The 19,914-nt window shown below is 65.8% G+C and carries 15 protein-coding genes; 3 read left to right on the forward strand and 12 right to left on the reverse strand.

Annotation, left to right across the window (positions count from 1 at the left end; genetic code table 11):
- The first annotated feature begins 79 nt into the window (after positions 1-79).
- On the forward strand, positions 80-685 hold the full coding sequence (locus Q8R75_RS03600; protein WP_305615401.1) for a polymer-forming cytoskeletal protein: 606 nt from the start codon (positions 80-82) through the stop codon (positions 683-685).
- 25 nt (positions 686-710) lie between these two features.
- Here the strand turns inward: Q8R75_RS03600 and Q8R75_RS03605 are convergent, their stop codons facing one another.
- The 4 genes from Q8R75_RS03605 to Q8R75_RS03620 all read right to left on the reverse strand — a co-directional run bounded on the left by Q8R75_RS03605 (position 711) and on the right by Q8R75_RS03620 (position 8,002).
- The gene (locus tag Q8R75_RS03605; RefSeq protein WP_305663510.1) at positions 711-2,150 is read right to left on the reverse strand and encodes an efflux transporter outer membrane subunit; all 1,440 of its coding nucleotides are present in this window, start codon (positions 2,148-2,150) and stop codon (positions 711-713) included.
- Positions 2,147-5,257: a multidrug efflux RND transporter permease subunit gene (locus Q8R75_RS03610; RefSeq protein WP_305615398.1), complete on the reverse strand. Its 3,111-nt coding sequence runs from the start codon at positions 5,255-5,257 to the stop codon at positions 2,147-2,149. Before Q8R75_RS03610 ends, Q8R75_RS03605 begins: the two co-directional genes overlap by 4 nt.
- 14 nt (positions 5,258-5,271) lie before the next feature.
- Entirely contained in the window at positions 5,272-6,498 is a 1,227-nt protein-coding gene (locus Q8R75_RS03615; protein WP_305615396.1) for an efflux RND transporter periplasmic adaptor subunit, read from the reverse strand.
- Between the two features lie 94 nt (positions 6,499-6,592).
- Entirely contained in the window at positions 6,593-8,002 is a 1,410-nt protein-coding gene (locus tag Q8R75_RS03620; protein ID WP_305615394.1) for a TAXI family TRAP transporter solute-binding subunit, read from the reverse strand.
- 138 nt (positions 8,003-8,140) lie between these two features.
- On the opposite strand from Q8R75_RS03620, the gene Q8R75_RS03625 reads away from it, so the two are divergent.
- Both Q8R75_RS03625 and Q8R75_RS03630 read left to right on the forward strand, forming a co-directional pair.
- The gene (locus Q8R75_RS03625) at positions 8,141-9,178 is read left to right on the forward strand and encodes an HD domain-containing phosphohydrolase (protein WP_305615392.1); all 1,038 of its coding nucleotides are present in this window, start codon (positions 8,141-8,143) and stop codon (positions 9,176-9,178) included.
- Positions 9,179-9,181: 3 nt separating this feature from the next.
- On the forward strand, positions 9,182-12,289 hold the full coding sequence (locus Q8R75_RS03630; protein WP_305615390.1) for a response regulator: 3,108 nt from the start codon (positions 9,182-9,184) through the stop codon (positions 12,287-12,289).
- Between the two features lie 13 nt (positions 12,290-12,302).
- Here the strand turns inward: Q8R75_RS03630 and gloA are convergent, their stop codons facing one another.
- The 8 genes from gloA to Q8R75_RS03670 all read right to left on the reverse strand — a co-directional run.
- Positions 12,303-12,701: a lactoylglutathione lyase gene (gene gloA, locus Q8R75_RS03635; RefSeq protein ID WP_305615388.1), complete on the reverse strand. Its 399-nt coding sequence runs from the start codon at positions 12,699-12,701 to the stop codon at positions 12,303-12,305.
- Positions 12,702-12,726: 25 nt separating this feature from the next.
- Entirely contained in the window at positions 12,727-13,506 is a 780-nt protein-coding gene (locus tag Q8R75_RS03640) for a SprT family zinc-dependent metalloprotease (RefSeq protein ID WP_305615386.1), read from the reverse strand.
- Positions 13,475-14,218 carry a lysophospholipid acyltransferase family protein gene (locus Q8R75_RS03645; protein ID WP_305615379.1) on the reverse strand — a complete coding sequence of 248 codons (744 nt, stop codon included), beginning with the start codon at positions 14,216-14,218 and terminating at the stop codon, positions 13,475-13,477. The genes Q8R75_RS03640 and Q8R75_RS03645 overlap by 32 nt, the downstream gene beginning before the upstream one ends.
- Complete coding sequence (gene gmhB / locus Q8R75_RS03650) at positions 14,218-14,760, reverse strand: D-glycero-beta-D-manno-heptose 1,7-bisphosphate 7-phosphatase (protein WP_305615376.1); 543 nt, start codon at positions 14,758-14,760, stop codon at positions 14,218-14,220. Before gmhB ends, Q8R75_RS03645 begins: the two co-directional genes overlap by 1 nt.
- 3 nt (positions 14,761-14,763) lie before the next feature.
- The gene (glyS, locus tag Q8R75_RS03655) at positions 14,764-16,869 is read right to left on the reverse strand and encodes a glycine--tRNA ligase subunit beta (protein WP_305615374.1); all 2,106 of its coding nucleotides are present in this window, start codon (positions 16,867-16,869) and stop codon (positions 14,764-14,766) included.
- A gap of 51 nt (positions 16,870-16,920) precedes the next feature.
- Positions 16,921-17,871 (reverse strand): glycine--tRNA ligase subunit alpha, encoded by a 951-nt coding sequence (gene glyQ, locus Q8R75_RS03660; protein WP_305615372.1) that lies wholly within the window; start codon positions 17,869-17,871, stop codon positions 16,921-16,923.
- Between the two features lie 30 nt (positions 17,872-17,901).
- Complete coding sequence (gene lnt / locus Q8R75_RS03665; RefSeq protein WP_305627332.1) at positions 17,902-19,368, reverse strand: apolipoprotein N-acyltransferase; 1,467 nt, start codon at positions 19,366-19,368, stop codon at positions 17,902-17,904.
- Positions 19,365-19,914 (reverse strand): transporter associated domain-containing protein (locus Q8R75_RS03670; protein ID WP_305663511.1); only part of this gene is annotated, 550 nt, incomplete at its 5' end. The genes lnt and Q8R75_RS03670, both read right to left, overlap by 4 nt.

The following is a 19,914-nucleotide window of genomic DNA, read 5'->3' on the forward strand; positions in this document are numbered from 1 at the left end:
AGGTTTATAGCTTCGGGCACAAGCATTGCTGAATGCTGTCGGGCACCGCTTCGATGGCCCGATCATTCAAGGAGAACGCATGTTCAACAGCAAACCCGGTCCGTTTCCGAAACCCGCCGAAAACCAGACTGGCCGTACCTTGCGGCCAGGTGGTCAATCTTCCCTCCCAGGTGGCTTGCCGGCCGCGCAACCGCCCAGCACACCACCGGTGTCGCTCTCCGGCGACACACCGCCCTCACTCACCACCACGCCGGCCGCCCGTGATGCGGCGAGTGCGGGTTCGACCGAACAGGGCAGCCGCCTCATCGTGGGACCGGACGTGAAGCTCAAGGGCGCGGAAATTCTCGACTGCGACACGCTGGTGGTGGAAGGCCGCGTCGAGGCAACCATGGACAGCCGGGTCATCCGCATCGCCGAGCATGGCGCGTACTCCGGTACGGTGGGCATCGACATCGCGGAGATCCGCGGTCACTTCGATGGCGAACTGACCGCACGCCAGCGGCTCATCGTCCATGCGACCGGCCGGGTCAGCGGCAAGATCCGCTACGGCTCCATCCTGATCGAGGAGGGCGGAGAGATATCGGGCGACGTGAAGTCGCTGACCGCCGCAGGCAAGGACGCCTCGCGGCCGGCGAAGGAACAGCCGGCGGACGAGCGTCGTGTACTGAGCGCGCTCGCCAGCTGAAACGGCTCGCGGGACTGGCTGGAGATCAGGGCGCGGCCGCTGCGCCCGCGCCCTGCCCCGCAGCCGCGTCGGCCCATCCGCCTCCGAGCGCGACATACAGGTTCACCACTTCGGCCAGCTGCGACTGGCGCGCCCGCACCAGCGCGAGCGAAGCGTCGTTCGCGCCACGCTGCGCGTCGAGCACTTCGAGATAGCGCGAATAGCCCGCGTCGTAGCGCTTCTGGGCCAGTTCGAGGCTGCGTGCGGCGGCGTCGAACTGTGCTTGCAGCGCAACCACGCTCTGCGCGTACTGCTCGCCCGCCACCAGCGCATCGCGCACATCGGTGAAGGCACTGCGCACCGCCGACACATAGCTGGCCAGCGCCTGCTTCTGCTGCGCACTGGCCTGATCGACGCGCGCGCTGCGGCGACCGGCGTCGAACAGCGGCAGATCCAGCCCGACGCCGAGCGACCAGATATTGGCCGGGCCGCTGAACAGGTCGGACAGTTCCCGGCTTTGAGAGCCATAGTTGCCGGTCAGCGAAATCGACGGGTACAGCGCCGCCTTCGCCACGCCGATCTGCGCATTGGCTGCGGCCAGTTCGGCTTCGGCCTGACGGATGTCCGGCCGCGCGTCGAGCAGCGACGACGGCAGTCCGGCCGGCGGCTGCAGCGGCAGGGGCAGCGTGCGCAGGTCACCCGGTGCAATCCTCAGATCGAGCTGACCGCTGAGCAGACCGAGCTGGTTTTCAGCAATCGCACGACTGCGCGTCAGATCGGCGATCTGCGCATCGATGGCCGACACCGCGCCGAGCGCCTGCTGCAGTTCGAGATCATTGGTCAGCCCGCGCTCGGCGCGCGTGCGCAGGATGGCGGCGTTGTCGCGCCGCGTCGTCAGCGTGTCGCGCGACAGCGCGAGCTGGGCATCGAGCGCACGCAGGTTCAGGTAGCTGCCGACCAGCTGGCTCACCAGTGTCAGCTCCACCGTGTCCTTTGCGTAGCGGGTGCCGAGCGCCTGCGCGCGCGCCGCCTCGCTGGCGCGGCGCAGCTTGCCCCAGAAGTCGATTTCGAAAGAGGTCGAGATCGCCGTCTGGAAGTTGTTGCGGTACAGCGGTGCCCCGGCAGGGATCGGTGTCGCCACGCCGCTGATGCGTGAGCGGCTCGCGTTCGCACCCACACCCACGTCGGGAAACAGCGCCGCACCGACTTCGCGCAGCACCGCGTCAGCCTGTTCGATGCGCGCGACAGCACGCTGCACGTCGCTGTTGTCGGTCAGCGCACGGTCGACCAGCGCGTTCAGCGTGTCGTCGTTGAACAGCTTCCACCAGCCGCGCGCCACCGCAACCTGGGACTGACCGTCGGCCGACGCCGCAAAACGCACGGGCAACGGCAGTTCGGGACGTACATAGTCCGGGCCCACCATGCAGCCGGACAGCAGCAACGCTGCGAGCGCAGTCAGGGCCGGCATGCGGAATGCAGGCTTCATTGCGTCGCCTCCGGGGTGACTGTGTTGCGTGTTGCCGCCTTGCGGCCGCTCAGCCAGCTGTAGAACAGTGGAATGAAGATCGTCGCGACGAACGTTGCGGCCAGCATGCCGCCGAACACGCCGGTACCCATCGAACGGCGCGCCGACGCACCGGCGCCCGTGGCGATCACCAGCGGCACCACGCCGAGGATGAAAGCGAGCGCAGTCATGCAGATCGGGCGGAAGCGCAGCCGCGCAGCCTCGAGTGAGGCCTCGATGGCGCTCATGCCCTCGGCCTGCTTCTGCGCAGCGAATTCGACGATCAGGATGGCGTTCTTCGCCGCCAGTCCGACCAGCACCACGAGACCGATCTGGAAGTAGATGTCGTTCGGCATGCCGCGCACCCACACCGCCAGCAGCGCCCCCAGGATGGCGAACGGAATCGCGAGGATGACCGCCAGCGGCAGCGACCAGCGCTCGTACTGCGCAGCGAGGATCAGGAACACCATGATGATGCCGAAGCCCATTGCAATGACCGAGGTCAGGCCGGTGCGCTTTTCCTGATACGCCTGACCGGTCCACTCGAGTGAGTAGCCCGCCGGCAGGACGTCGCGCGCCACCTCTTCGACGATCTGGATCGCCTCGCCCGAACTGCGGCCCGGCGCCGAATTGCCGAGGATCTTGGCGGCGATGAAGCCATTGAAGCGCTCGACCATTTCCGGACCGACGACAGACTTCACGGTGATCACCGCAGACAGCGGGATCATTGCGCCGGTACTCGCCCGCACATACGGTTTGCCCAGATCTTCCGGTTTCATGCGGTAGGCGGCATCGGCGCCGAGCTGCACCTTGTAGGTCTTGCCCGAGCGATTGAAGTCATTCACGTACAGCGTGCCCATCGTCGCCTGCAGCGTCGAATACAGCGCGTCGATCGGAATGCCGAGTGCGATCGCCTTGGCCTCGTCCACCTCGACGCTCAGCTGCGGCGAGGACACGCGAAAGAAGCTGTTCATGCCGGTCAGTTCGGAGCGCGCCTTCAGAGCATCGAGCAACTGCGTGGTGATGGCTGCAAGCTTGCGCGGGTCGGCTTCTTCGCGCGCCTGGACGTAGGCTTCGAAGCCACCCGCCGTACCCAGGCCCTGGATCGGCGGAGGATTGAAGATCAGTCCCATGCCGTCGCTGAGTTTCATGCCTGCTGCGGCAATCTTTTTCTGCAGGTCGTCGGCGGTTTCGGTGCGCTGGTCCCACGGACGCAGCACGACGAACATCATGGCGACGCTCGACCGGTTGTTGCCGGTGATGAAATCGATGCCGCGCACCATGAACAGGTTTTCCACCGCCGGCTCGTCGTTGATCACCTTGCGCAGCTTTTCAAACGACTGTTCGGTGCGCTCGGCCGACGCGCCGTCGGGCAGCGTGACGAAACCGAACAGATAGCCCTGGTCTTCCGACGGCACGAAGGCGCCCGGCACGACGCGGAACATGAACCCCGCGCCGGCGAACAGCAGGCCGACCACCAGCACGCTGATCAGGCCGTGACGCAGCGTTAGCGCCACCGTGCCGGTGTAGACCCGGGTGAGCCAGTCAAAGCCGCGGTTGAACGGCCGGAACAATTTCGATTCACCCTCGTGCGGCTTGAGCATCAGCGCGCACAGGGCAGGCGTCAGCGTCAGCGCGACGATGCCGGAAATGGTGACCGACACCGCCACGGTGGCGGCGAACTGCTGGTAAAGCTTGCCGGCGATGCCGCCCAGGAAGGCGACCGGCACGAATACCGCGACCAGCACCAGCACCATGGCGACCAGCGCGCCGGACACCTCGCGCATCGCTTCCAGTGCTGCGTCCTTCGGCGTACGGCCGAATTCACGCATCTGCCGTTCGACGTTCTCCAGCACCACGATGGCATCGTCCACGACGATGCCGATCGACAGCACCATGGCGAACAGCGTCAGCGTATTGATCGAAAAGCCGAACATCCACAGCCCGGCGAAGGTACCGACCAGCGACACCGGCACCGCAATCAGCGGGATCAGCGTGGCGCGCCAGTTCTGCAGGAAAACGAACACCACCAGCACGACCAGCACGGTGGCTTCGAGCAGCGTCGTCGCCACCGCCTTGATCGATTCGCGGATGAAGCGCGTGGTGTCGTTCGGAATGATGAATTCGAGCCCGTCCGGCAGCCGCACCGACAGTTCGTCCAGCTTGGCGCGCACCATATTCGCCGCCTCCAGTGCATTGGCGCCGGACTGCAGGTAGATGCCCATGCCGGACACCGGCGTGCCATTCACCTTGGTCGTGCGGTCATAGTTTTCCGCGCCCAGCTCGATGCGCGCGACATCCTTCAGCCGCACCACACCGCCCGGGCCATCGGCGCGCAGCAGGATGTTCTCGAACTCCTCGATGCTCAGCAAACGACCCTTGGCACTGACCGTGTAAGTGAGCTGCTGACCGTTGAGCACCGGCTCCTGGCCGATGCGACCGGCCGCGTTCTGCGCGTTCTGCACGCGGATCGCCGCCGCTACATCGGAGGTGGCGATACCCAGCCGCGCCATCACGTCCGGCTTGAGCCACACGCGCATCGCGTACGGCGCGTCGAAGGCGATCGCGTCGCCGACGCCACGCAGGCGACGCAGTTCGTCGAGCACGTTCACCGCGACGTAATTGGTCAGGAACAGGGTATCGCGCTGCCCATCGGTCGACTTCAGCGCAGCGATCATCAATAGATTGTTCGAACGCTTGCGCACCACCAGACCATTGCGCCGCACGTCTTCCGGCAAGCGTGATTCGGCCACCGAAATGCGGTTGTTCACCGCGATCAGCGCGGTGTCGGGGTCGGTGCCGACCTCGAAGGTGAGCGTGATGCTGACCGTGCCATTCGACGTCGACGTCGAGTTGAAGTACAGCAGGCCCTCGACGCCGGATAACTGTTCCTCGATCGGTGCCGCAACCGTGCGCGACAGCGTTTCGGCATTGGCACCCGGATAGGTCGCCGTGACGATGACCGTCGGCGGGGAGATTTCCGGGTATTGCGCGACCGGCAGCGACAGCGACGCCACCAGACCGGCAATCATGATCACGATCGAAATGACGCCCGAAAAGATCGGGCGCGTGATGAAGAAGCGGGCCATGGCTGTGCGCTCCGTCAGGTCTTGGGCTGCGCGGCGGCAACCGGCGGCGCAGTGGCCGGCCCCTCGCCGGGCGCACGCGGGGCAACCGGTGCGCCCGGGCGCAGCTTGATCAGGTTGTCGACGATGACGCGCTCGCCGGACTTCAGTCCGTCGGTGACCACCCAGTTCTTGCCCTGCCAGTCACCCAGCTTGACCGGGCGTGGCTCCACCTTGTCATCGGCCCCCACCAGCATGAGCACCGGACCGTTCTCCGTCTGCGTCACGGCAGCCTGCGGTACCAGGAACACGTTGTCCTGTTCGCCGACGATCACGCGGGCGCGCACGAACTGGCCGGGCAGGATGCGGGCGTCGGCGTTGGCGAACTCGGCGCGCATTTCCATCGTGCCGAGCAACGCATCGATGCGGCTGGCCGAAAAGTTGATCTGCCCGCGCAGCGGGTAGATGCTGCCATCGGGCAGCTGCAGTTCGACGTCGCGCAGGTTGCGTGCGGCGGCGCGGCCACCCGGCAGCTTCTGCAGGTCGCCATCGGACAGGCTGAAGCGGATCCAGATCGGATTGATCTGCGAAATCGAGGTGAGCAGGCTGTCGGTGCCGGCATTGACCAGCGACCCTTCGGAACGCTGCGCCCGGCCGGACATGCCGGACACCGGCGCCGTCACATTCGTATAGGAGAGGTTCAGTTCGGCCTGGCGCACCGCCGCTTCGGCCGATTTCATCGCCGCCTTCGACACCGCACTGGCCGATTTCGTATCGTCGAATTCCTTCTGGCTGATCGCCCGCTCGGCCACCAGGCCCTGCAGACGCTGCAGCTCGCGCGCAGTCTGTTCATCAAGCGCCTGCGCTTCGGCCAGCTGAGCGCGTGCCTGGGCAAGCGCGATTTCGAATGGCGCGCGCTCGATGCGGAACAGCGGCTGACCCGCCTTCACCGCTTCACCTTCGCCATACAGCCGCTTTTCGATGATGCCGGTCACGCGCGCCCTGACTTCAACCTCGCGTGCCCCTTCCGCCTGCGCGACCGATTCGATCAGCAGCGGCGCTCGCGTGCTCTCGGCCACCACGATGGATACCGGCAGCGGTCTGGGTGCGGCGGCCGCGGCGGGCTGATCACCGGAACATGCGCTCAGGAAGGTCGCCGCAATCAGCAGCGGTACGATGAACAGGGAAAAACGCAGGGCGGCGGGAGAACGAGGCAGGAGCGCCGGCGACATGGCGGCGGACGGAACTGCGGGGCGGGCGGGCATCAATGCTCTCCAGATCTCGGCCTGCAATTATATACACGCACGAATGTTTGTAAATTACATGGGGTTGGTCACGCCGCTGGACGGCCCGCAAAGGTCAGGCCTGCAGGGTGGCGGGGTCGCCGGCAGCAGCACCGGAGGTCGACAGGTCTGCCGGCACGACGTTCTCCGCCAGCCCCTGTATGCGACGGCGCACCATGTGGATGTGCGCGCGCAGCTGATAGTGATAGTCGGCGTGCGACAGCGGCACGCCGATGCGCGCGACGGCCGTTTCAATGCGGTCGAGGTCGTGCAGCCATTCGGCGCGCGGGCGTGTGGTGTCTTCCTGCAGCGCCTGGCGTTCCAGATCCTTCAGCTCGCCGTACCAGCGGTACAGCTTGCTGCGCACGCGCCAGACATACAGTTGCGGCAGGATGCGGAACAGCGGCACGGCCAGGGCGAGCAGCGGTACCAGCAGCACGATCATCCGGTCGAGCAGATTGGCGATCGAAAACGGCAGGTAGCGCTGCAGGAAAGGCGGGCCGACCTCGTAGAAGCGCGCCGCGCGCGGATGCAGTTCGAAGTCGCCGCCGTCGGACTGCGGAAACTCGCCTGGATGCTGAAAAACTGTGGCCTCGGCGTGCGCCGGCTTCAGGGCACCCAGCATCAGGTCGATAAGCGCCGGATGCGTGTCCTCGCGCGCCACGACGTAGGCGCGGGTCGCCACCATCGAAATGTCGCGCGACGGAATGTCGCGCACGAAGTCGATCGCACCGCGCGGCAATGTCAATTCATTCAGGTGGGGAAAGCGACGCGCGTAAGCCGGCGCCTGCGCCATGCTCATGAGCGAGATACCGTCGGCGTACAACAGCGACCATACGCTGGCCGAATTGACCGCGCCGACCACGATCAGCGCATCAATCTTGCGCGTCAGCAGCGCGGCCACGCCGGCAGTCCCGCCGAGCGGCTGCAGCAGCTTTGCATCACCGACGAGTGCATGCGCCTCCAGCAATTGCAGCGCCAGATGACGCGTGCCACTGCCCTCGGCGCCGACGCCGATGCGTAGCCCCTTCAACTGATCAAGCCGGTCCAGCCCCGGCCGGCCTCGATAGAACACCCATACCGGCTCGTAATACGCAGCACCGAGCGACAGCAAGCCGGGCGGATGGTCTTCCGCGCTACCACCCTGGACGAAGGCAAAATCAACCGACTGCCCCGCGTCCATCAGCCGCTGCAGGTTCTCGATCGATCCGGCGCTCTGCCGGACAACGACGCGCACGCCGAACGGCTCGATCAGCGGTTTGTAGCGTGCGCAGTAGGTTTCGTAGGCTGAGCCTTCGGCGCCACACGAGACCGTCGTGAAATCAGGTGGTGCAGGCTTGATATAGCGCCCGGCGAACCAGAAGCCGGCGCTGACAATGAGCAGCGCCGGCAGGACGAGCACGAACATGTCCCGGAAGGACAGCTGGCGCAGCCAGTTGCGCAGCGCGGATGCGCGCAAGGTGTAGGGCGGGGGTGGCGAAGTCATGCGGATAGGATCACGGCGAAGGTTGCGGCGGGCTCAAGTGTGCGACGGGTGCGCCCGTTAATCGAACACGTTGAAACATATTGAATGTATGGGCGAGCCGCAAGCTGCCACAAAAGACACTGACCAGAGGTTTGTCCGATGAATGTTGTGGTGATCGACGATGCCCAGGTGAACCTGGTGCTCATGGCCGCGCTGCTGGGCAAGCTGCCCGACTGCACGGCGACCTGCTTCCTGTCGCCCGCCGAGGCGCTCGAGCACTCCATGCGCGAAGATCCCGATCTGGTGATAGTCGATTACATGATGCCTGACATGGATGGCATCGAGTTCATCCGCCGCTTCCGCAGCCACCCTGCCCGCTCGCAAACACCGCTGCTGATGGTGACCGCCGATCACGAACGCGAGGTGCGCTACCGGGCACTCGAATCGGGCGCCAACGATTTTCTGAACAAGCCGCTGGATCGCATCGAATTCACCTCGCGTGTGAAGAACATGCTGTTCCTGCGACGCAGCCAGGTGGCGCTGGCAAACCACGCGCGCACGCTGGCCGACGAGGTGCGCCGCGCCACCGCCGAAATTTACGGGCGCGAGCGCGAAACGCTGAACAAGCTGGCGCGCGCGGCCGAGTTCCGCGACCCGGAAACCGGCGCCCACATCCTGCGCATGGCGCACTACTCGGCACTGATTGCGCGCGCCATGGGGCTGGATGCCGACATGGAAGAATCGCTGTTGATCGCAGCGCCGATGCACGACGTCGGCAAGCTCGGCACACCTGATCACATCCTGCTCAAGCCAGGCCGGCTCGATCCGGACGAACTGGTGATCATGCGCAGGCACGCATCGATCGGCCATGAAATCCTCAAGGATTCGGCATCCCCCTACATGCAGCTCGCGGCGACAATCGCCCTGACCCATCACGAAAAGTTCGACGGCAGCGGCTATCCGAACGGACTGGCCGGGGAGAACATTCCACTGGTCGGCCGCATCGTGGCCGTGGCCGACGTGTTCGACGCGCTGACCTCGCCGCGCCCCTACAAACCAGCCTGGGGCCTTGATCAGGCGCAGGCCTTCCTGGTCGAGGGCCGCAACAGCCATTTCGATTCCGTCTGCGTGGATGCGCTGCTTGGCCAGTGGGATCAGGTACTGGGCATTCGCGCCCGATTTCAGGACGAGCCCTGAGCCGTGGACGACGCTCTGACTCCGGGCGGCGGACGTCTGCTGCAGCGCATCGCCGGGCTGTTCGCGCTGGTGTTCTGCATCAGCGTCGTGGGCAATGCCCTGTACACCGCTTACGAACAGTCCCAACACACACTGGAGCAGTTACACCGCAATGCGCTGGCCGAAACACGCGTGATCGGCGAAAGGATCCATCAGGCCACCCGTCTCGATCAGGACAACCTGCGGCGGCTGCTGCCCGGCGACACCCGCCTGCAGGGCACGGCACTGATCGGCAAGGATGGCACCACGCTGGCGGCATTCCGGCATGACGCCGGACCCGGCTGGGTGCAAACCGCTCCGATCCAGTTCGAAGCGCCACCGGCGACACGGCAACCCGAAGTCCGCACCCTGTCGGTCAGCGGAAGCCGCACCGGTGCTGGCCGCCAGACGCGCGTTGTCAGCTGGGTTCCACTGGCTGGCGAAGGCGGGCTGCGCTGGCTGCGCACGGAAACGGACAACGCTGAAGCACATGAGGTGTGGGAGCATATTCTGGCCGACAGCCTGCTGCACGGCCTGATCGCCATGCTGATCGGCATCGTTGCACTGTACGCGCTGCTGCGCCGCCCGCTGGCCGCATTGCAGCAGTGCACCGACTTTGCCGAGCGACTCGACCGTTCGACGGGTGAAACTCTGCCGACAGGCACGGGTTCGCACGAAACCGACCGGCTGGCACAGGCGCTGAACTGGGCATCGCTGAGCCTGTACGACCAGCGCAGCGCGCTGGCCGAAAGCGAGGCACACACCGGCGCCATCATGAGTGCCGCGATCGACGCGGTGATCACCTTCGACACCTTCGGCAACGTCATCGAGTACAACCCGGCGGCAGAGCGCATGTTCGGCTGGACGGCCGCTGCCGCGATGCAGCGACCTGTGATCGAGCTGCTGGTCAAACGCAGCCAGCGCGATCGCGATGAGACGGACCTGTTGCAGTGGCTGGGTCGGCGCTTCGATGCCGTCATCGGACATCACCTCCAGATTGATCTGTGCCGTAGGGACGGCAGCCAGTTTCCAGCCGAGCTGGCGATCACCGCAACGCAGATGAAGGGGCGCGCGCTGTACACCGCTTTCGTGTGCGACATCAGCGAACGCAAGGCAATCCAGGAACAGATCATGCACGCGCGCGACGCCGCAGAAGCGGCCAACCGCGCCAAAAGCGACTTCCTCGCAAACATGAGCCACGAAATCCGCACGCCGATGAACGCCATCATGGGCATGACGGAACTGGCGCTCGACACCGACCTGACCGCCGAACAGCGGGAATACCTCGGCCTGGTGAAACAGTCCTCGGACGCATTGCTGACGCTGATCGACGACATCCTCGACTTTTCGAAGATCGAAGCCGGCCATCTGGACTTCGAACACATACCGTTCAGCCTGCGCGACGTCATCGGCGGCGTTGTGCGCACGCTGCGACCGAAAGCTGGCAAGCCGGTCGAATTGCGCTGCCATATCGATCCTGCGGTGGCTGACGCCGTGCTGGGCGACCCGATGCGGCTGCGTCAGGTGCTGACCAACCTGCTGTCGAACGCGCTGAAGTTCACCGAACGCGGACACGTAGAGGTCTCCGTCACGCTGGACGAGCTGACGCCCGACGCACAGGGCCTGCGCTTTGCCGTTCGCGACACCGGCATCGGCATTCCTCTCGACAAGCAGACGCTGATATTCGACGTGTTCTCGCAGGCCGATACCTCGACGACACGCCGGTTCGGCGGCACCGGCCTCGGGCTCGCCATCTGCACGCGCCTGGTGCAGTGCATGGATGGAATGATCAGCGTCACGAGCACGCCCGGCGAAGGCTCGACCTTCCATTTCACCGTGCGCTTCCCGCGCGCCGTCGGCAGCGAGCTGGCGCAATCCGACACCCGCTCGCTCGACAACATGGCCGTGCTGGTGATCGAACCGGACGCAGCAGCGCGCGACGATCTGGCGACCAGACTGGCGCACTGGCATGTCGTGCCGAAGCTGTGCGCCGACCTCGACGCCGGCATCGGCGCCATCGTGTCGGCGGAAACCGAGGCGCGCTGCTTCCAGGCACTGCTGGTCGACCTGGACATCGCCCGTCGTGACGAATGGGCGCTGGTGCATACGCTGGGCAGTGAATACAGCCCGGACCTGCCGATCATCGTGCTGCACGACGGCACAGCGCCCGAAGCGAAGACCGTGCCGGCCGGCGTGAGCGGCCTGATCGCGCGGCCGGTTCAGTCCGCGCAGCTGCTCGATGCACTGATGGCCGCGCTCGGCATGCACCCCGATGCGTCCGCAGGATCGCCGTCCGATACGCAGTCCCCGCTGCGCGACAACCGACCGCTGAACATCCTGCTGGCCGAAGACAACCCGATCAACCAGACGCTCGCGCTGCGTCTGCTGGAACGACTCGGCCATCACGTCGAACTGGCCAGCAATGGCATCGAAGCGGTGGCGCTGGCAGCCCGGCAGCGCTTCGACGTGATCCTGATGGATGTGCAGATGCCGCAGATGGGCGGCTTCGAGGCGACGCGGCGCATCCGCGCCCAGGACGGCCAGCGGCACACGCCCATCGTCGCGATGACTGCTCACGCGATGGCCGGCGACCGCGAGAAATGCATCGAGGCGGGCATGGACGGCTATGTATCGAAACCGGTGCAGGTACCGGCGCTGCTGCGCGCACTGGACGAGGCACTCGGTCCGTCCGTCGCCCCGCCGGTCAGCCGCCCGCCCGACACGCCAGCGGTCGAGGCAAGGTTCGACCGCCAGTTCATGCTCGGCAACCTTGGCGGCGACGAGGTGCTGATGCACGACATCATCACACTGTTCCTGCGCGACTACCGCAGCACGCTGGACGCGCTGGTGCAGGCCTTTGCCGGCGGCACGCGGGAAGAACTGGCGACGCAGGCGCACACGCTGAAGGGAATTGTGCGCAACTTCGGCGCCAGCCGGGGCGCCGGCATTGCAGCGCAACTGGAACGCGGGGGCGGCGGTACGCCGACGGAAGACCCGCAGTGCGCCGCCTGGGTGGAGCAGCTGGTCGACGAGACCGAGGCGCTGGCGACCGAGCTGCGTGCCGCGCAGCAGGCAGCGCGCAAGGTCGCGTGAGCGACGCTTGCGGTCAACTGGCGCCCGACGTGCCGCGCTGGATGAATTCGATCTTGTAGCCGTCCGGATCTTCGACGAAAGCAATGACGGTCGTGCCGTGTTTCATCGGACCGGCGTCGCGCACCACGCGACCACCCAGCGCCCGGACCTGATCACAGGTTGCGTAGGCGTCATCGACTTCCAGCGCGATGTGGCCGTAGGCATTGCCCATTTCATAGGCGTCGGTGTCCCAGTTGTGCGTCAGTTCGAGCACGGCGCCTTCCGATTCGTCCTGATAGCCGATGAAAGCGAGCGTGAACTTGCCGTCCGGATAGTCTTGCCGGCGCAGCAGGCGCATCCCGAGTACTTTGGTATAGAACTCGATCGAGCGGTCGAGCTGGCCGACGCGCAGCATGGTGTGCAGGATTCTCACGGTGTGACCTCGCAGTGTGGTGGATTCAGTGGGCGACGATGCGACCCGGATGCTGGGTGCGCAACTCGCGTCGCGCGGCTTCGAAGCCGGGCAGGATCAACGCCACGGTATCCCAGAAGGCGCGCGAGTGATTCAGTTCCTTCAGGTGCGCCAGCTCGTGGGCGATCACATAGTCGATCATCGCCTGCGAGAAGTGGATCAGTCGCCAGTTGAGCCGGATCACGCCCTGCGCAGTGCAGGTGCCCCACAGCGTATTGGCCGAACTGAGCATGACGCGCGACGGCGACACGCCGATACGCTCGCCCAGTTCGGTCGCACGATGCGTGAAGCGCGTGAGCGCCTCGCGCTGCAGGAAGGCGCACACCGCATCGCGCACGCGGTCGTGGTCGGCATCGGCCGGCAGTGGCAGGCGCAGCATGTCATCGTCAATCATCGGCCGCGCGCAGGTGTCGCCGAGCCGCAGCGTCACGTGGCCGCCCAGCCAGGGCAGTCGGGCGCCATCGCGCCAGTCGGTGCGCACCGGCGCACGGCGCGCGCGGACTTCGCCCAGCTTGGTGAAGATCCAGCGCTGCTTCTCGCGCAGCGCCTCCTCGATCTGCGGCAGCGTCACCCAGTGCGGCGCGGTGACGCGCAGCCCTGATTCGCCGATCGAGAAACCGATCGAGCGGCGGCGCGAACGACGCAGCGCGTACTCGACGATCTGCTGCCCAAGCACGATGTGACGCCCGCGCAGCGGCGGCGGCGCGGTGTGTTCCGGCGTATCGAGGGCCAACTCAAGCTGCTGCGGACAGGTGTTCGGCTTCATAGTGATGCGGAAAAAGTCGACGCATTTCACTTTCGATCCAGGCCTGAGCGTGCCCGTTGATCTGTTCGGTCGTCAAGCCCTGTGTCGCAATCGGGGGGCCGATACTCACGACGATCTCGCCCGGATACTTCAGGAAGGCGTTGCGCTTCCAGTAGTCACCTGCGTTGTGCGCGATCGGCACCACGGGCGCACCGGTCACCTGCGCGAGCCGCGCGCCGCCGACCTTGTAGCGTCGCGTCTGCCCGGGTGGCATGCGCGTGCCCTCCGGAAACACGGTCACCCAGAAACCCTGTTCGAGCAATATGCGGCCCTGCTCTTCCACCTGCACCAGCGCGTCCTTCCCGGCCGAACGATCGATCGCGATCATCGGCATGCAGCCCAGTCCCCAGCCGAAGAAAGGAATGCGCAGCAGCTCTTTCTTGAACACGAAGGCGACGCGCGGCAGGATCACCTGCAGGCTCAATGTCTCCCACGCCGACTGGTGCTTGCACAGCACGACCGCACTGTGCGACGGCAGGTTCTCACGGCCGATGACGCGGAAATGCAGGCCGACGATGAAACGCAGCGCGAGCATCGCAAGCCGCGTCCAGACGCCGATGATGCGGTAGCGTACGCGCGGCGGCAGCGGCCGCACGAGAATGGCGATCAGCGAGAACGGCGGCGTGATGACGGCGAGGAACAGGAAGAACAGAACGGAGCGAATGAAGGTCATCAGTCGGAAGTCACCGTAAGTGCGCGCACCATGGCGGCCAGGTTGTCATAGATCCGGGCGCCGCGCGGCAGCGCCGGATCGGCTTCGGTCTTCGCGCCCTTGCCGGTACGCACCAGCACAGGCTGCGCGCCCGCCGCATCGGCCGCCTGCAGGTCGCGCAGACTGTCGCCGACCACCGGCACGTCCGCCAGATCGACGTTGAAGCGACTCGCGATCTCCAGCAGCATGCCCGGCTTGGGCTTGCGGCAGGCGCATTTCGAATCGGCCGCATGCGGACAGAAGAAGATGGCGTCGATGCGCCCGCCGGTCTGGGCAAGCGAGCGGTGCATCTTGTCGTGGATCGCGGCCAGCGTGTCCATGTCGAACAGTCCGCGACCGACGCCCGATTGGTTGGTCGCCACCACGACGCGCCAGCCGAACTGGTTCAGCAGCGCGATCGCTTCGAGCGACCCTTCTATCGGTCGCCACTCCTGCGGCGACTTGATGAACTGGTCGGAGTCGTAATTGATGACGCCGTCGCGGTCGAGGATGATCAGTTTCATCCGTCAGTCTTTCAGTTCGAGCCGCGAAATATCCGCCACGGCATTCATCGCTGCGGCCAGCTGACCAAGCAGCGCCAGCCGGTTGGCACGCACGGCCGCATCGTCGGCGTTCACCATGACGTCGTCGAAAAAGCGATCAACCGGCGCGCGCAGCATGGCAAGAGCGCTCAGTGCGCCGGCATAGTTGCCGCGTTCGATATGCTGATGCGTCATCATGTTTGCGGTGCTCAGCGCGTGGTTCAGTTCGACCTCCGCATCTTCCGCGAACAACGCGGGATCGATGACGTCGCCGACTTCACCCGCCTTCTTCAGGATGTTCACGATGCGCTTGTTGGCCGCAGCAAGCGACTGCGCCTCGGCCAGTTCGGAGAACGCGACCACGGCTGCGAGCTTGGCCGGCACCAGATCGACGCGCACGGGCCCGAGCGCCAGCACGGCGTCGATCGCGCGCGCGTCGGAACCGCCATCCTTCAGCAGGTTGCGCAGGCGCTCCTGCATGAAATCGAGCAGTTGTGCGGCGAACCCTGCGGTTTCGCCGGCACCGATCTGGCCGGCGCGAAAACCACCGGCGGCGATCTGCACCAGTTGACCGAGATCGAGCGGAAGCGACGCTTCCATCAGGATGCGCAGCACGCCGAGTGCGGCGCGTCGCAGCGCGAATGGATCCTTGTCGCCGGTCGGAATCTGGCCGATGCCGAAGAAGCCGACCAGCGCGTCGATCTTGTCGGCCAGCGATACCGCGCAGGCGACATCGCCCTGCGGCAGCGCATCGCCGGCAAAGCGCGGACGATAGTGCTGTTCGACCGCCGCCGCCACGACATCGGTCTCGCCGTCATGCTGCGCGTAGTAGCGCCCCATGACGCCCTGCAGCTCCGGAAACTCGCCCACCATGTCGGTCATCAGGTCGGCCTTGGCCAGCAGCGCCGCGCGCGCCGTCGCCAGTACATCCGCATCGAGCAGATGCGCGATTTCCGTCGCCAGCCGCTGGATGCGCATGACGCGGTCGAACTGGCTGCCGAGGCGGTTGTGATAGACCACCGATTCCATCTTCGTGATGCGTCCGGCCAGCGGTGTTTTCTTGTCCTGCTCGAAGAAGAAGCGCGCATCGGACAGGCGGGCGCGCACTACGCGTTCGTTGCCGGACACGATGTTGTGCGCATCGGCCACCTGCATGTTGGACACGACAAGGAAGCGATGTAGCAGCTTGCCCGAGGCGTCGAGCAGCGGGAAGTACTTCTGGTTCGCCTTCATCGTCAGGATGAGGCACTCCTGCGGCACGGCCAGGAATTCCGGTTCGAACTGCGCGACATACACGACCGGGAATTCGACGAGCGCCGTCACTTCGTCGACCAGCGCAGCGTCATCGACATGGTGCACGCCATCGCCCAGCGCGGTGCAGGCCTGGGCCAGCTTCTGCGTGATGAGCGCGCGACGCGCCTCGAATGAGGCCATGACCGAACCGCGCTCGTACAGCGTGCGGGCGTACTCGTCAGCGCTGGCCAGCGTCACCTCGCCCTCGCCCATGAAGCGGTGACCGCGGGTGCTGCGGCCCGACGCATGCCCGAACGCCATGCCCGGCACGATGCGATCGCCATGCAGCATGACCAGCCCGTGCACCGGACGCACGAACTGGAAGTCGCAGTCGGACCAGCGCATCAGCTTCGGAATCGGCAGCTTCTTCAAGGCGTCGAGCACGATACCGGCGAGCACGTCATCGAGCGCCGCGCCCGGGACGGTCATCGCAAAAAACAGGGTTTCACTCTTGCCATCCATCCGGCGCGTGAACTGCGGCAGCGCCTCGGCCGGGATGTTTTTCGCCTGCAGCTTCTTCAGCAATGCCGGCGTCGGCTGACCGTCGGCATCGAGCGCGACGGCAACCGGCATCAGCTTTTCGTCGACCACGGCATCGGGCGCACGGTCGGTCACGTTCTGCACTGTGAGGGCAAGGCGGCGCGGACTGGCGTAGCGGTCCATGCGCGCATCGGCGGCGACCAGCTTGTGCTCGACCAGCGCCTTGAACACACCGTCGGCGAACACTTCGCCCAGTCGCGACAGCGCTTTCGGCGGCAACTCTTCGGTCAGCAGTTCGACCAGTAATGTGGCGTGCATAGTCAGTCCAGAATCAGCCGCCGTGACCGGCGGTGTCGAAGCAATCGGTAATCAGGCGGCGCGCAGCGCTTCGATGCGGCTGCACTCTTCTTCGCCCAGCAGCGCACGCAGGCGCGGGCTCGACAGGTCGGCCATCGGAAAGCCGCGCTGCTCGCGCGACGCGTAGTAGGCCTGCGCCACCAGTCGCGCCAGTGCGCGCACGCGACCGATGTAGGCGGCGCGCTCGGTGACCGAAATCGCACCGCGCGCATCGAGCAGGTTGAAGCTGTGCGACGCCTTCATGACCATTTCGTAACCGGGCAGCGGCAGGCCGACTTCGATCAGGCGCTTCGCCTCCGACTCGTAGTCACCGAACTGCCTGAACAGCCACTCGACGTTCGAATGCTCGAAGTTATAGGTCGACTGCTCGACCTCGTTCTGGTGATAGACGTCACCGTAACGGATGCCCGGCGCCCACACCAGGTCATACACGTTCTCGACGCCCTGCAGATACATCGCCAGCCGTTCCGCGCCGTAGGTGATTTCACCGAGCACCGGCTTGCAGGGGATCGAACCGACCTCCTGGAAGTAGGTGAATTGGGTCACTTCCATGCCGTCCAGCCACACCTCCCAACCCAGGCCCCAGGCGCCGAGCGTCGGCGACTCCCAGTCGTCCTCGACGAAGCGGATATCGTGCTGTGACGGGTCCAGCCCCAGCGCACGCAGGCTGTCGATGTACAGCTCCTGGATATTCGGTGGCGACGGCTTCAGCGCGACCTGGAACTGGTAGTAGTGCTGCAGCCGGTTCGGGTTCTCGCCATAGCGCCCGTCCTTCGGGCGGCGCGATGGCTGCACGTAGGCGGCGCGCCAGGGCTCGGGGCCGATGGCGCGCAGGAAGGTGGCGGTGTGGAAGGTGCCGGCACCAACCTCAATGTCATAGGGCTGCAGCAGGGCGCAGTTCTGGTCGCCCCAGAAGCGGGACAGACGCAGCAGGACTTCCTGGAACGTGGGTGCGACGGACATGGGCGCTGGACGAATCGGAAAGCGCGGATTCTACCGGCTCGCCTTGCGCCGCACCATCGCCGCCCCGATCAGCAGCAACGCGCTGATCACCACCGGCGCGTTACCCCAGCGCATGAAGGGCGTCAGGCCCTGATTTCCGGACAGTTCGACGCGCAGTCCGGCGCGCTGGAACGGCGGCAGCGCGGCGATGACGCGACCGTCCGCGCCGATCGCTGCCGTCATGCCGGTATTGGTGGCGCGCAGCATCGGCCGGCCCATTTCCAGCGCACGCAGCTGCGCGATCTGCAGATGCTGTGGCTGTGCCAGCGAATCGCCGAACCAGGCCGTATTGGACACATTGACCAGCAGCGTCGCATCGCGCGCAGCAGCGATCAGTTCCTCGCCGAAAACGTCTTCGTAGCAAATGTTTACCGCGACCTTCTCGCCGGCCAGATCGAGCGGTGGCTGCACCGCCGCACCGCGGCCGAAGTCGGACATCGGGATGGACAGCAGCGACAGCGTCCATGCGAACAGCGGCGGCGTGAATTCGCCGAACGCCACCAGATGCGACTTGCTGTAGCGCGCATCGTCACGACCCAGTGCGACCGCACTGTTGAAGTAGCGGGCGGTACCGTCACCGTCGCGACCGATGGTGATCGCGCCCATCAGCACATCGGCGCCGGTGCGCCGCACTTCCGCCAGCCAGGCAGGATCGATCTCGTCGTACGGCACCGGTATCGCGGTTTCCGGCAGCACGACCAGATCGGCGGGCCAGGCGCGCGCGAGGTCGAGATAGGTCTGCATCGAATCGGGCAGACGTTCCGGCACCCACTTCAGGCTTTGCGGCACATTGCCCTGCAGCAGGCTCACGGTCAGCGTGCGACCCGTGGGTTCGGTCCAGCGCACGGCGCCGAGCAGCGCGCCACCGGCCAGCAGTGCGACCAGCGACAGGATGGCCGGCCGCCAGGTCATCCGCTGCAGCACTGCCGCGGCAAGCAGGGCGGCGATCAGGGCGGCGACCCAGCCTGCGCCGTGCACACCGAACACGGGCACATATCCGGCCAGCGGGCTGGGCGGTGCGTGCGCATAGCCGCTGGCCAGCCATGGGAAACCGGTCAGCAGCGTGCCGCGCAGCCATTCGGTCAGCGCCCACAAACCGGCAAACAGCGGCGCATACAGCACGCGACCGGGGCGCAGCCAGCACTGTGCTGCGCAGGCCGCCGCAGGGAAGAAGGACAGGTACACGCAGAACAGGAAGGTCGCGAGCAGTGAAATCGCCATCGGCATGCCGCCGAAATCGTGCAGGCTGACATGCACCCAGGACACGCCGCCGAGGAACCAGCCCAGGCCGAACACGAAACCGGTCAGCGCCGCGGCACGCGGATTGCAGCGGTCGATCAGCCACAGCAGCGTGGCCAGCGACAGCAGCGGGAGCGCAAACAGGCCGAGCGGCGCGAATCCGGCAACCGCCAGCAGACCGGCCGCACCGGCTGCGGCCAGCCTGACCGCAGGCTTCATTCGACCGGCGCTGCGGCGACCGGCGTGGCCGGCTTGATGCGATCCACCATCAGCGTATGCACGCGACGACTGTCGGCGCGCAGCACGGTGAAGCGCAGATCCCCGAGCTGGATGACTTCGCCGCGTTTGGGCAGGCGGCCGAGCTGGTGGATGACCAGACCGCCGACCGTATCGAAGGCGTCGTCTTCGAACCCGGTCGCGAAAACCTCGTTGAAATCCTCGATCTCGGTCGCTGCCTTGACGCGATAGCGCCCCGCCTGGTCGATGCGGATGTTGTCGGCCGACTCGTCGAAGTCGTACTCGTCCTCGATGTCGCCGACGATCTGTTCCAGCACGTCCTCGATAGTGACCAGTCCGGCAACGCCGCCATATTCATTGACGACGATGGCCATGTGGTTGCGCGAGACGCGGAATTCACGCAGCAGCACGTTCAGGCGTTTCGATTCGGGAATGAACACCGCCGGGCGCAGCCAGTCGCGCAGGTCGAATTCCGGTTCGATCTGGACGCGCAGCAGATCCTTGGCGAGCAGGATGCCGATGACGTCA

This window comes from Methyloversatilis sp., from assembly GCF_030696805.1.
Lineage (GTDB): Bacteria > Pseudomonadota > Gammaproteobacteria > Burkholderiales > Rhodocyclaceae > Methyloversatilis.

What these genes read in the sequence shown, in the direction of transcription:
- Q8R75_RS03600 (WP_305615401.1), top strand. Translation starts at nt 80, where the DNA reads ATGTTCAACAGCAAACCCGGTCCGTTTCCGAAACCCGCCGAAAACCAG.
- Q8R75_RS03605 (WP_305663510.1), bottom strand. Translation starts at nt 2,150, where the DNA reads ATGAAGCCTGCATTCCGCATGCCGGCCCTGACTGCGCTCGCAGCGTTG.
- Q8R75_RS03610 (WP_305615398.1), bottom strand. Translation starts at nt 5,257, where the DNA reads ATGGCCCGCTTCTTCATCACGCGCCCGATCTTTTCGGGCGTCATTTCG.
- Q8R75_RS03615 (WP_305615396.1), bottom strand. Translation starts at nt 6,498, where the DNA reads ATGCCCGCCCGCCCCGCAGTTCCGTCCGCCGCCATGTCGCCGGCGCTC.
- Q8R75_RS03620 (WP_305615394.1), bottom strand. Translation starts at nt 8,002, where the DNA reads ATGACTTCGCCACCCCCGCCCTACACCTTGCGCGCATCCGCGCTGCGC.
- Q8R75_RS03625 (WP_305615392.1), top strand. Translation starts at nt 8,141, where the DNA reads ATGAATGTTGTGGTGATCGACGATGCCCAGGTGAACCTGGTGCTCATG.
- Q8R75_RS03640 (WP_305615386.1), bottom strand. Translation starts at nt 13,506, where the DNA reads ATGAAGCCGAACACCTGTCCGCAGCAGCTTGAGTTGGCCCTCGATACG.
- Q8R75_RS03645 (WP_305615379.1), bottom strand. Translation starts at nt 14,218, where the DNA reads ATGACCTTCATTCGCTCCGTTCTGTTCTTCCTGTTCCTCGCCGTCATC.
- gmhB (WP_305615376.1), bottom strand. Translation starts at nt 14,760, where the DNA reads ATGAAACTGATCATCCTCGACCGCGACGGCGTCATCAATTACGACTCC.
- glyS (WP_305615374.1), bottom strand. Translation starts at nt 16,869, where the DNA reads ATGCACGCCACATTACTGGTCGAACTGCTGACCGAAGAGTTGCCGCCG.
- glyQ (WP_305615372.1), bottom strand. Translation starts at nt 17,871, where the DNA reads ATGTCCGTCGCACCCACGTTCCAGGAAGTCCTGCTGCGTCTGTCCCGC.
- lnt (WP_305627332.1), bottom strand. Translation starts at nt 19,368, where the DNA reads ATGAAGCCTGCGGTCAGGCTGGCCGCAGCCGGTGCGGCCGGTCTGCTG.